Annotated in this window: 11 protein-coding genes; 4 read left to right on the top strand and 7 right to left on the bottom strand. The window is 40.2% G+C overall.

Annotated elements, in window-relative coordinates; translation table 11 throughout:
• Positions 1–61 precede the first annotated feature (61 nt).
• The 5 genes from QE422_RS11875 to QE422_RS11895 all read right to left on the bottom strand — a co-directional run bounded on the left by QE422_RS11875 (position 62) and on the right by QE422_RS11895 (position 6,212).
• A complete protein-coding gene (locus QE422_RS11875) occupies positions 62–928 on the bottom strand; it encodes a polysaccharide deacetylase family protein (RefSeq protein WP_307458464.1) in 867 nt (288 codons plus the stop codon).
• Between the two features lie 126 nt (positions 929–1,054).
• On the bottom strand, positions 1,055–1,786 hold the full coding sequence (locus tag QE422_RS11880; RefSeq protein WP_307458467.1) for a DUF72 domain-containing protein: 732 nt from the start codon (positions 1,784–1,786) through the stop codon (positions 1,055–1,057).
• A 222-nt stretch (positions 1,787–2,008) separates the two neighbouring features.
• Positions 2,009–4,861: a heavy metal translocating P-type ATPase gene (locus QE422_RS11885; RefSeq protein ID WP_307458470.1), complete on the bottom strand. Its 2,853-nt coding sequence runs from the start codon at positions 4,859–4,861 to the stop codon at positions 2,009–2,011.
• A gap of 392 nt (positions 4,862–5,253) precedes the next feature.
• Positions 5,254–5,814, bottom strand: coding sequence for an AraC family transcriptional regulator (locus tag QE422_RS11890; protein WP_307458472.1), 561 nt, complete (start codon positions 5,812–5,814; stop codon positions 5,254–5,256).
• The gene (locus QE422_RS11895) at positions 5,811–6,212 is read right to left on the bottom strand and encodes an acyl-CoA thioesterase (RefSeq protein ID WP_307458474.1); all 402 of its coding nucleotides are present in this window, start codon (positions 6,210–6,212) and stop codon (positions 5,811–5,813) included. Before QE422_RS11895 ends, QE422_RS11890 begins: the two co-directional genes overlap by 4 nt.
• A 487-nt stretch (positions 6,213–6,699) precedes the next feature.
• Between QE422_RS11895 and QE422_RS11900 the strand changes: the two genes are divergently transcribed.
• A complete protein-coding gene (locus tag QE422_RS11900; RefSeq protein ID WP_307458477.1) occupies positions 6,700–7,113 on the top strand; it encodes an RNA-binding protein in 414 nt (137 codons plus the stop codon).
• Between the two features lie 155 nt (positions 7,114–7,268).
• Positions 7,269–8,822, top strand: a complete 1,554-nt coding sequence (locus QE422_RS11905) for a T9SS-dependent choice-of-anchor J family protein (protein ID WP_307458481.1) — start codon at positions 7,269–7,271, stop codon at positions 8,820–8,822.
• 74 nt (positions 8,823–8,896) lie between these two features.
• Here QE422_RS11905 and QE422_RS11910 read toward each other — a convergent pair whose 3' ends face one another.
• Both QE422_RS11910 and QE422_RS11915 read right to left on the bottom strand, forming a co-directional pair.
• Positions 8,897–9,367: a BlaI/MecI/CopY family transcriptional regulator gene (locus tag QE422_RS11910; RefSeq protein WP_307458484.1), complete on the bottom strand. Its 471-nt coding sequence runs from the start codon at positions 9,365–9,367 to the stop codon at positions 8,897–8,899.
• Between the two features lie 9 nt (positions 9,368–9,376).
• Entirely contained in the window at positions 9,377–9,979 is a 603-nt protein-coding gene (locus QE422_RS11915) for a phosphatase PAP2 family protein (RefSeq protein WP_307458485.1), read from the bottom strand.
• A gap of 126 nt (positions 9,980–10,105) precedes the next feature.
• Between QE422_RS11915 and pdhA the strand changes: the two genes are divergently transcribed.
• Together pdhA and QE422_RS11925 are read left to right on the top strand one after the other, a co-directional pair.
• Entirely contained in the window at positions 10,106–11,107 is a 1,002-nt protein-coding gene (gene pdhA, locus QE422_RS11920) for a pyruvate dehydrogenase (acetyl-transferring) E1 component subunit alpha (protein ID WP_307458488.1), read from the top strand.
• Between the two features lie 107 nt (positions 11,108–11,214).
• Positions 11,215–12,834 carry a pyruvate dehydrogenase complex dihydrolipoamide acetyltransferase gene (locus tag QE422_RS11925; protein ID WP_307458490.1) on the top strand — a complete coding sequence of 540 codons (1,620 nt, stop codon included), beginning with the start codon at positions 11,215–11,217 and terminating at the stop codon, positions 12,832–12,834.
• Positions 12,835–12,863: the final 29 nt, after the last annotated feature.

The raw sequence follows: 12,863 nt of genomic DNA on the forward strand, positions 1-12,863 counted from the left end.
AAAAAGTTGGGACAGCTGTTTTTGTTTAAATGATGGTAATTAAATTTCTACCAAAGAAGATTTAATTCAGCACCTCATTGATCTTCGGATACTCCGAGATTTTCCTAAATACAAAACGGTTGCTCTTCTGGAGCTTTTCAATAAAAAGATCCAGCTCATTGATGGAATCGCTGTCATTTAAATATTGATCGTGCGTCAGGAAAACCAGGTGCCTGGATGTCTTTTCAAGATCATTGAAAAAAATACTGTCGACTTTCTTCAGCATTTCGTCGTGTTTTCCCTTCAGGACCATTTTATCGGTCGGTTTCCACTCCAGATCCCAGCCGACCACTTTATAGCCGGCCTGCTTCAGCTGGTCTGCTGCTTCTTTTGAGCTTTTAAGATCGGTTACCGTAATGTTGTTCAGCCGCCAGATATTTCTTCCGGGAGTTCTTGCGATCTTATCATATAGCCGTAAGCTATCTTTCGCCGTATCGAAATCATGAACTACCGCTGCAGGATTTTTGTAGAAATCGTTGTACCGGTTGTGGGCGTGCGTAAAACTGTGGTTGGCCAGTTCGATAAGCTGGTCTTTTCTCAGCAGTTCAAGATCCTGCTGTTGTTTTTTACTTCCATAGACGTGCTTGCCAACTAAAAATGCAGTGGCACAAACATTTCTTTTGTGTAAAATTTTAAGGAGGTTTTCGGTTCCGCGGTTGGGGCCGTCATCGAAGGTAAGATAGATTACCCTTTTACCGGCGGGAATTTTTTCATCATCAAGTTTGGGGACAATTTTTGCGACGGGATGGTCTTTGGGAATCAGTTTTTCAGATTCTTTCTTGTCTTTCTTTTGATTACAGCTGTTAAATAAAATTGAAGTTGCACTCACCAATGCAAACATCCCGAGAAAAGTCTTTTTTCTAGACCTTTCTGCAAAAGTTTTTGTCATAAAGTTTAAAGGAATTTTAGTTGTTAAAAATTGTTAATTTTTCTAAATATTCCTTAACAAAAAATATGCCGGTTTCACTCTGAAAATTACTTTTTAATAGGATTTTAACAATTTATTTTTTGGCTGTTATTTTTCAAGTAATTCCTTTAAATACAGGGAATTTTTAATAGCAGCCGTTCCCCACGTATTATTGAAAAAGATAAACGATTTATGTTGAAAATTCCGAATTTTTTCCGCCAGATTTTTAATAAAATTTTCGTCGTATTCCGACTTGTAAAGAACAGGTTTTCCATGCAGCCTGTAGTATAAAATGTCAGCATGTCCGGTAATGACATCTTCCGGCAGATTCCCGGGAAAGCTGACACCTGAAAAAATGACATGATTTTCTTTTAACAACGCAAAGATTTCATCGCGCCACCAGGATTCATGACGGAATTCAATAACATTGGTATAACTGAAATCCAGATTGTTTAAAATCAAATCGATATTTTCCGGCGTATTTTTAAAAGACGGCGGAAATTGATATAAAAATCCCGAAAGCTTTTCCTGTAAATGACTCTGAATGTGCCCGCAGAATTCAGAAATTTCTTCCCGGCAGTTTTCCAGCCGCTTTTCATGAGAAATTGTTTTTGGAATCTTAATGAAGAACCTGAAGTTTTCAGGCGTTTCATCCGTCCATTTCTGCAGGGTTTTGTCAGTAGGTTTCCTATAAAAAGTAGAATTGATCTCCACACAGTTGAACACTTGGGAATACAGCGTAAGAAAGTCTTTGCTTTTGGCATCCTCAGGATACAAAGAACCCTTCCAGTCGTTATTGTAAAAACCCGAACAGCCGATATAAAGATTTTCCTTTTCCATAATTTTTAATATTTAACGGTTTAGATTTGAATTTCCCACAGATTTTCACAGATGATTATGAAATTTCTGTAAGTAAAAGTCTCTATCGAAGGCATTTATCTGATGGCATTCATAAAAATCTTTGATTTTTTAAACTTTGCGTTTTCCTATTTTCATACACATTAAACTTTAATAAATACCAAAACCTTTTGTGTCTTTTGTGGTTTGAAAATTTGAGTTGTCCTACTCCTCAGATTTTATATTTAAATTAACCGAATTCAGTCTCAGAGAATTCAAAATCACAGATAAAGAACTGAAGCTCATAGCCGCGGCTGCAATCATCGGTGACAGCAGAATTCCAAAAAACGGATACAATAATCCTGCCGCAACAGGCACCCCCAGCACGTTATAAATAAAAGCAAAGAACAGGTTTTCTCTGATATTTTTCAGCAGTTTCTCACTCAACAGTTTCGCTTTTGCCACCCCAAGAATATCTCCTTTGAGAAGAGTAATTTCTGCACTTTCGATAGCGGCATCCGTTCCGGTTCCCATCGCAATTCCGATGTTAGCCTGCGCCAGGGCAGGAGAGTCGTTGATTCCGTCACCGGTCATTGCTACTATTTTCCCCTGCTGCTGCAATTTTTTCACCTCATTTAATTTATCTTCCGGCAGGCAGTTGGCTTTAAAATGCTTAATTCCCAATTCATCGGCAACAGCTTTGGCGGTATGTTCGTTATCGCCGGTCATCATGATCACATCAACGCCTTCAGCCATCAATTGCTGAACCGCTTTTTTAGAACTTTCCTTTATTTTATCTGTAAAGCTGATAAATCCGAGTACTTCATGCCCCTGTGCCACATAGGAAATCGTATGCGCTTTCGACTGTACCTCTACGGCTTTCTTTTTAAGGTTTTCCGGGATACGGATCTGGTGAGAGGTCAGCAGACTCTCATTTCCGAGATAGATCGTTTTTCCATTGCTTTCTCCCTTCACGCCCTTTCCTGAAATGTTTTCAAAGTCCTGTACTTTTTCAGCGGAAATATTTTTTTCTTTTGCTTTTTGAATGACGGCATTAGATAAAGGATGCTCAGAATTCTGATTCAGGGAATAAGCTAATTTTAAAATTTGATCCCGGTCGTTATTCAATGTCTCGATATGCTCTACAGAAGGTTTTCCTTCCGTTAATGTTCCGGTTTTATCGGTGATCAGGACATTTACCTTATTCATCTGTTCCAGGGCTTCGGCATTTTTAATTAAAATCCCGTTTTTAGCGCCTTTCCCAATTCCCACCATCAAAGACATGGGCGTAGCAAGGCCCAGCGCACACGGACAGGCCACAATTAAAACTGCAACAGCATTGACGAAGGCAAATAAGGTTTTCTGGCCTTCCGGACCGAAAAGCTGCCATAAGATAAAAGTAAGAACAGCAATACCGATTACGGTTGGTACAAAGACTTTTGAAACTTTATCTGTCAGTTTTTGGATGGGCGCTTTGCTGCGACTGGCTTCATTTACCATTTTGATGATCTGGGACAGCAGGGTTTCATCACCTACTTTTTCTGCTTTCATAACGAAAGTCTGGTTCCCGTTAATCGTTCCGGAGGTTACCGGATCGTTGACATTTTTCTGAACCGGAACCGGTTCACCCGTAATCATGCTTTCGTCAACCACCGAATTTCCTTCCGTGATTTTTCCGTCCACCGGGATTTTCTCACCGGGTTTTACCCGCAGAAGATCGCCTTTTTTTACCTGCGAAAGCAGCACTTTTTTCTCCTGTCCGCCGACGATAAGGTGGGCTTCGTCAGGGGAGAGGTTCATCAGTTCACGGATGGCATTTCCTGTTTTTTTGTGAGCGGCCGCCTCCATCAGCTGACCTAAGATCACCAATGTCAAGATGACACAGACCGCCTCAAAATACAGAGGGATTTCATGGTTGTGCCCACGGATTTCATGGGGGATCAAATCCGGAAAGATTAAAGCAATAATGCTGAAAATAAATGCTGCTGCAACTCCAAGCACAATAAGGCTGAACATATTTAAATTCCTTGTTTTGAAAGAAACCCAGCCTCTTTTTAAAAGGAACCATCCGGAATAGAAAATTACCGGAAGCGAAAGCGCCAGCTCGATAAAGCCCTGGGTTTGGTGGGAAAACGGGAAGTCAATCAACATTCCGCCCATGGAAAGAATGAAAACAGGTACCGTAAATACCAGGGAAATGATGAATTTCTTTTTTAAAACCGTATAGGTTTCATCTTCTTCATTTTCATCTTTATCAGGTATTCTCACCAGGTCCATTCCACAGATCGGGCAGTCGCCGGGTTCGTCCCTTACAATTTCAGGATGCATCGGGCAGGTGTATTTCGCTGTTTTCTTCTCAGGATACTTTACCAGATCCATGCCGCACACCGGGCAACCGACGTTGCTGTCGTACACTTTATCCCCTTCACAATACATCGGGCAGTAATATTTCCCGGCCATTTCATCGGTGACTTTTGGAGTTTCCTGATGGGACGAATGGTGGTGAGAATGATGATGGCTGTGCATTCCGGAACTGTTCACCAGTTCTTCTGTTATTTCCTCCAGATGCATGTGGCAGACCGGGCAATCACCTTTTTCATGGTATACTTTATCTCCTTCGCAGAACATCGGGCAGTAATATTCTCCGATATGATCCTTAAAATTTTCAGGAAGGTTGGTTTTGGAATAAGCCGGTTTGAAATTCGGATCTTTTGACTGCTTTTCCTCAATAGGAACCAGGTACATATTACAGACCGGGCATCTTTTTCCTTGTTGGAAATACACTTTATCGCCTTCACATTCCATCGGACAGTAATATACCGAAGACGGCGAAACGCGGTCCTGAGGTTTTACAAATTCCTTTTGAGGATGTTCCAAATCCTGGAGTCTGTAATTTCCTGCCTCTTCAAGTGCTTTATTTAAAGTGGTTAAATCTAATTCGTGGTCGGAAGTAATGGCGGCAGTGTGGGTTTCCAGATTAATATCGGCTTTGATGCCTTCTATGCCGTTCAGCTTTTCAGAAATCTTTTTCTGGCAGCCGGAGCAGCTCATTCCGGTAATGGTATATTTCTTTTGCATGATCCTTCGATTTATTTTACAAATTTCCGACAAGCGGCCGGAAGCCTGTTATAAATTTAAGGATAATATGTATAGAATTTGGCTTCTTTGGGAGTTTTTGGGATAATTGGGTGGAGGGCTTGAGAGTTTGAGGGTTGGAGAGTTTGAGTGTTTGAGTGTTTGAGTGTTGGAGAGCTAGAGGGTGGGAGGGTAATTGAGTAACTGAATGTGTCATCATGCGTTAATTATGAACTGTTTCAATAAAGAGAGGAGATTCGGTATCTTAAATCATTTAATTTAGGAAAAAAGCTTCTCATTATTAAATCTAATACCCTCAACTCTCAGACTCTCCGACACGCCAACCCTCTAACCCTCGGACCCCTTTATCCATCTAACTCTCAAACACAAAACCCTCAAACCTGATCCAGCGGTTTCCGGTTGTGTACTTTTAATTTCTTAAATTCGGTGGGAGTGAACCCTGTGCTGTTCCGGAATTGGGAAGATAAGTGCTGGACGCTTTTGTAGCCCAGTTTTCCGGCAATTTCCGTTAAAGTAAATTCATTGTAGAGAAGCAGTTCCTTTACCTTTTCGATTTTCTGGAGGATAAAAAACTGTTCGAGGGTGATATTTTCGTTTTGTGAAAATGTTTTGGAGAGGGCACTGTAATCTTTGTGGAATGAAGAGCTTAGAAATTCAGACAGCAGAAAATCCTCCGCAATATCAAGCCCGCTGATTTGAGCAATAATCAGGTTCTTGATTTTCTCGGTTTGCTGACGAGCAGAATCTTTAATTCTTTCAAAGCCGGTATCTTCCAGCTGCTGTTCCAGAAGCTGCATTTCTTTTTCAGAAACTTCGGATTCGGTTTCTGCTTCACCCAGCATAATGGATTTCAATGGAATTCCGGATTCATTAAAAATAGCCTGCACCGCAGAAATGCATCTGGCGCAAACCATATTTTTGATGAAGATTTTCATGATGAATTCCGGTTGTTCAACCTGTCTTTTACAAATTCAACCTTTGTTTTTCCATGAGGGGCCGGATTTCCGTTTTCGTCGAGGTTTACCATAACGATCCTGTCCACGGTAATAATGGTCTGATGCGTCATTTTATTCCTTACTTCGCACGCAAGGGTGATGGAAGTGGAACCGAAGGCCGAAACTTCAATACCGATCTCAATAATATCTCCCTGTTTTGCCGAGCTTACGAAATTGATCTCGGAAATGAATTTGGTAACTACTTTTTTATTCTCAAGCTGAATAACGGCGTATAGGGCTGCTTCTTCATCGATCCATTGCAGCAATCTGCCTCCGAAAAGGGATTGGTTAGGGTTGAGGTCTTCCGGTTTTACCCATTTTCTGGTGTGATAATTCATAGATGAAATTTTATGATACAAATTTAAGTTTAAAATCCTGTTTTATCAAAATATCCGGATTCAGTTATAAAAAGAAGGAGATTTATTTTTTCAATCACCAGATTTGAATGAGCGATCTCAGAGATTTTAATCGCATTTATCACCGCATCCCTCTTGATATCCGCAATAACAGAAGATTCGGAATTACTTTTTGTCAAACAATTAAGAAAATCTCTATTTAGACTTTGTTATTTTGCCTGATAAATTTGAAGATACTATTATTTTTAGTGATTATTCATAAATATTTGATGATGAATTAATACTTTTTAACGAAATAATATTTTGATTGAAAAATTTATTAAAATAATTTTGAAAAAAGCTTGGTCATGAAATTAATAGTCGTATCTTGCAGGTGTATTATAGCTGGAATCAATATTTGTTCATTCTTTATGTTGTTTTTCCTTTATAAACCAAATCATTTTTAACTTATTTAATTTTATTAATCAAGATGAACATTTTTGTTTCAAACATCAACTACGCAACTAAAGATTATGAGTTGCAGGATTTATTTTCAGAATTTGGAGAGGTTTCTTCTGTAAAAATTATTACAGATAAAGAAACCGGACGTTCTAGAGGTTTCGGATTTGTCGAAATGGAGGACGCAGAAGGACAACAAGCTATTGAGGCTCTTAATCAGAAGGATTTCAACGGAAAAACCCTTAATGTTTCAGAAGCTAAGCCAAGAGAAGAAAAGCCAAGAAGAACTTTCGGTAACAACGCTGGAGGTAGCAGAAGCGGTGGCGGTGGCTACGGTGGCGGAAACAGAAGCGGTGGCGGTGGCTACGGCGGTGGAAACAGAAGCGGTGGCGGAGGCTACGGCGGTGGAGATCGTGGCGGAAACGGCGGTGGAAAACGTTGGTAAAAAATATGGGCGGCTCTTCGGAGCCGCTTTTTTTTATTATCATATTGTAATTAGATTTTTAAAAATCTAAGGATAATGTGTTTTTTCAAATTTTTGTGATTTTATTTGGTTAACTGACAGAATATTTGTAAGTTAACCTAACTAAATTAATGATTATGAGAAAAAAATTACTTTTGGCATTATTCGCCATGCCATTTATTGCCAATGCGCAATTCACCCAGAATTTTGATGCTGGAACAACAATTCCGGCTGGTTGGACAGTTTTAAACGGAGGAGATACCAATACCTGGTCTATTGTAAATTATACCGGAGGAAACATTACCGCTTACAGTGGTTCAAATACAGCCTCAATAGGTTATGGCTCTTCAGCTCACGATGATTATCTGGTAACTCCTGCTATTACGGTTACTGCCGGCGTAAGCGACTTTCTTTCCTTTTATGCCAGAAGCCGTGATCCTCAATATCCGGAAACCATCAGTGTGAGAATTTCTACCACGACTCCTACAGCTTCGGCTTTTACAACTACTTTGGCTGCTTCGGTAGCACCTGCGAGCGGAGCCAATTTTTACAGGTATACCTATAATCTTACTTCATATGTAGGACAAACGATTTATATTGGTTTTTACTCTTCCACCACAGATATGTTTTATTTTGATTTGGATGATATTTCGGTAGGTGCTATTCCGGCATGTGCTGCTCCTTCAGGAGTTACGGTAAATTCAGTATTGTCAAATTCTGCAAATGTAGGCTGGACTGCTTCTCCTACTGCAGGAGCAACTTATCAGATCGAATATGGTCCTACAGGATTTACTCCGGGAACCGGTACCGTTATTACTTCATCAACTACGTCTGCTACAATTCCTAATCTTACAGCTGCTACAGGATATCAGTTTTATGTGCGGTCCAATTGCGGCACCAATGGTTTCAGTTCGTGGACTGCTGTAAAATCTTTTACAACAACCTGTACTCCGGTTTCATCATTCCCTTATATTCAAAATTTTGACACGGCAACAATTCCTTCATGCTGGTCCAATGAAGCTGTTACGGGAGGCGGTACTTCTACCTGGGCCTATGTTACCGAAAATGGAAACAGTTCAGTAACGCCTAAGTCAGCTCCGAGAATGGCAGAATTCAGAACGTCAACGGCAGGAAATAAAGCTAAATTATTATTACCTCCTTTAAATATTTCCGCACTTACAACGCCTCAGCTTAGATTCAGCCTTGCCAATGTAAACTGGTTTGGTGATGTAGATGAACTGAGAATTTACTACAAAGCAAATCCTTCTGATGCCTGGACGCAGATAGGAAGCTCATATACAACTGAAAATGCAGCGTGGCTTGATGTAAGTATACCGCTTCCGAACAAGTCTGCAAATTACACCATTGCTTTTGAGGGAACTTCAAACTGGGCAAGAGGTATCGATGTAGATAATGTTTCTGTTGTAGATGCATCTTCTCTGGCGGTAAATGATGTAACCAGAAATAATGCAGATGTAAAAGTATATCCAAATCCTGTAAAAGATGTTCTGAACATCAATTCTGAGAAGAAACTCAACAGCATTGAAATTTTCTCACTGACAGGACAACTTATCAAAACAATTGACAAAGATGCCACAAAGGTAAATATATCTGATCTTAGCAAAGGAGTGTATCTGTTGAGAGTAAAATCTGAAGGCAAAGATCAGTCATTTAAAATCATTAAAGACTAATTATCTGATTCAGATCAAATTATAAGGCTGCTTCACATCGAGGCAGCCTTTTGTATATTTATTGAAAGGTTTTTTTATTCCTTTTCTTTCTTTTTCTTCTTTTTCTTATCCTTGCTTTTCTTTTTATCCTTTTTGGGATTCAGGATTTCATTGGCATATTCAAACTCTTCGATAACTTTTAAAGGCTTGATTTCGATTACCGGGTTGAATTCCTTCAAATCTTCCTGGGAAATGATTTTTTCGTGCAGCAGAAAGCTTACGATTTCCTTTCCCGAATCATGAAAAAAATGATGCGTCAGCTCTTTTAAGAGAAATTTCCGGTATTCTTCCATTGGCAGAACCACGCTATATTTAAAGATTCTTCCTTCTTTTTCGGTCGCGAGATATCCTTTTTCAACGAGTATTTTCAGATAAGTAGAAACGGTATTCTGGTGCGGTTTCGGCTCGGGGTGCTGTTCCATAACATCCTTTAGGTAAAAGGATTCCAATTTCCAGAACAGCCTCATTAAGTTTTCTTCCGCAGAAGTAAGGTGGTTGATTTTCATAGTGAATGCTTAATGTTGAAACTGAATATTGCAATAAAGGTAAAGAAAAGATACCATAAAAGCAATTCCGGCCCCCATGAATACCTCCTTTGGGGTATGCCGCTTCAGAATAATCCGCGTAATACCTACCAGGATGGCTATACCCAGCCAGACCAATCCCATTGTCGGGTTCAGCGCAAAGAATAAAGCCGCTACAAATATATTGAAAGCCGTATGCATAGAGCTTTTGATGTAGAAATTACTGATCTGTAGGGCAAACAGCAGGATTAGAATAAAAAGCATCACCAAATCCACATATCCGTTCCTGAAATAATTAAAAGCAATATAGAACACCACGCAGGTGGCAATAAAAACATAGAGGCTTTTCCGCTGCACCCTGTTGGAGACATCCATATTTGTATACCTTCCGGTTTTTACGTTCCATACCAGCCAGGTCATGATCGGAAGAATAATGATCAGCAATATCGGAAGAAAGTACATGATCGAGCTTTTCAGCGAGTATTTCAGAAAGCTCATATAAATGAAAAACAGGAATAAAGAAAGTAACGGATTAAAAAAATCGGAGATGATTCTCGAGGTTTTGTGTAGTAATGAAGACTGTTTTTCTTCCATATTTAAGTTTAACGATGTAAATATAATATTATAACTAAAAAAACAATGGCTAGGTATACAATAAAAACAAAGTTTTTTTTATAATTTTGCTCAACTATTTCATTATAATTAAGCAAAGGCTCACACATGAAAGAATTTTCTAAAGAGGTATACCTGAAGTGGTATGAAGATATGACAATGTGGAGAAGGTTTGAAGACAAATGCCGTTCTCTATATCTAAAACAAAAAATCAGAGGTTTTTTACATTTGTACAACGGTCAGGAAGCTATTCCTGCTGGATTTACCCATGCAATGGATTTAACCAAAGATAGTATGATCACCGCTTACAGATGCCACATCCATCCGATGGCAATGGGAGTAGATCCAAAAAGAATCATGGCCGAACTTTGTGGCAAAGCTACAGGTACGTCAGGAGGTATGGGTGGATCTATGCACATTTTCAGCAAGGAGCACCGTTTTTACGGAGGTCACGGTATTGTTGGGGGACAGATTCCTTTAGGTGCCGGGATTGCCTTTGCAGATCAATATTTCGACAGAAAAGCAGTAAATATCTGCTTCTTCGGGGACGGTGCCGCAAGACAGGGTTCATTACATGAAACGTTTAACATGGCGATGAACTGGAAGCTTCCGGTAATTTTCGTTGTAGAAAACAACCAGTATGCAATGGGAACTTCTGTAAAAAGAACAGCCAACCACGAAGATATTTATAAATTAGGACTAGGATACGAAATGCCTTGCCTTGCCGTAGATGCGATGGATCCTGAAAAAGTGGCTGAAGCTGCTTATGAAGCTATCGAAAGAGCAAGAAGAGGAGACGGGCCTACTTTCATTGAAGCCAGAACGTACCGTTTCAGAGGACACTCGATGTCTGATGCCGAGCCGTACAGATCTAAGGAGGAAGTTGCCATTCATAAAAATGATGACCCGATCGAGCTGATAAAACAGAGAATTCTGGCGAACAGCTGGGCTACTGAAGAGGAGTTGGAAGCGATGGATAACAAATCGAGAGATTTCGTGGAAGAGTGCATCGAGTTCATGGAAAATTCTCCATATCCTGATCCTGAGAAAATCTATGAGTATGTGTACGCTCAGGAAGATTATCCATTCTTAGACAAATTAGAAAACTAAAAAATAATGAGTCAATTTGGGAATCTGAAAATTTGAGAATGAGATATACACATCCTTTTTTAATTTTCAAATTAACAAATTACCAAATTTTCAAATTAAAATAAATTATGGCAGAAGTAATTACAATGCCACGTCTTTCCGATACAATGACGGAAGGGAAAGTGGCTAAATGGCATAAAAAAGTAGGAGATAAAGTAAAGGAAGGTGATATTTTAGCTGAAATTGAAACCGATAAAGCTGTTCAGGATTTCGAATCTGAAGTAGAAGGAACCCTTCTATACGTAGGAGTAGAAGAAGGCGGTGCCGCCGCAGTAGATTCTGTACTGTCCATTATCGGGAACGAAGGCGAAGATATCTCCGGATTAACCGGCGGTGAAGCTCCTGCATCCAATGATTCTGAAGAAAAAAAATCTGAAGAAGACCATAAAACCGAAAATAACGCAACAAGCATAGAACAGGCCGATACTGAAGTTCCTGCAGGAGTGGAAGTAATTACCATGCCAAGACTTTCCGACACGATGACGGAAGGAAAAGTGGCGAAGTGGCACAAGAATGTAGGAGATACCGTAAAAGAAGGTGATCTTCTTGCAGAAATTGAAACCGACAAAGCGGTTCAGGATTTCGAATCCGAATTTAACGGGGTATTGCTGAAGCAAGGTGTTGAAGAAGGTGGTGCTGCTCCTGTGGATTCTGTGTTGGCGATTATCGGACCTGAAGGAACAGATGTTTCTGCCGTAGGTGCTCCGAAAGCAGCCGGTTCGTCTTCAGAAAAGCAGACCGAACAAAAAGCAGAACATAAAAAAGAAGAAGAAAAAGCAGCACCTGCTGCCGATGCTTCCTCTACAGACCGGGTGGCAATCTCTCCGCTGGCTAAGAAGATGGCGCAAGACAAAGGAGTAGACATCAACAGCATCCAGGGTTCAGGAGAAAACGGAAGAATCGTTAAAAAAGATATCGAAAATTACCAGCCTTCGGCTGCGAAGCCAGCAGCTTCTGCTCCGGCAGCAAGTCCTGCAGCGGCTCAGGTTGCCTTAAGCTTCGTACAGGGTGAAGATACGGAAACTCAGAATTCACAGGTAAGAAATGTGATTGCCAAACGTCTTTCCGAAAGCAAATTCTCTGCGCCTCACTACTATTTAATGGTAGAGATCAATATGGATAAAGCTATTGAGGCGAGAAAAGAAATCAACTCGTTGCCAGACACCAAAATTTCTTTCAACGATATGATCATCAAGGCCACGGCTGTTGCATTAAGAAAACATCCGCAGGTGAATTCAAGCTGGGCTGGCGACAAGATCATCCACAGAGGGAATATCAACATCGGTGTGGCTGTAGCTATTCCTGACGGATTGGTGGTTCCTGTTCTTAAGAATACCGACCAGATGAACTACACCCAGATTTCTGCAGCAGTAAAAGATATGGCCGGAAGAGCGAAAAACAAAGCTCTTAAAGCAAACGAAATGGAAGGATCTACCTTCTCTATTTCCAACCTGGGAATGTTCGGGATCGAAACCTTTACCAGCATTATCAACCAGCCGAACGCTGCCATCCTTTCAGTAGGAGCCATCATCGAGAAGCCTGTTGTGAAAAACGGACAGATCGTGGTAGGAAACATCATGAAGCTTTCATTGGCTTGTGATCACAGGGTAGTGGACGGTGCTACAGGTGCTCAGTTCTTACAGACTTTAAAAACTTATTTGGAAAGCCCGTTAACTCTGTTACTGTAATTTCTAATTTATGTTTTAACAAATAAAAA

The sequence above is a fragment of the Chryseobacterium sp. SORGH_AS_0447 genome (genome assembly GCF_030818695.1).
Taxonomy (GTDB): Bacteria; Bacteroidota; Bacteroidia; order Flavobacteriales; family Weeksellaceae; genus Chryseobacterium.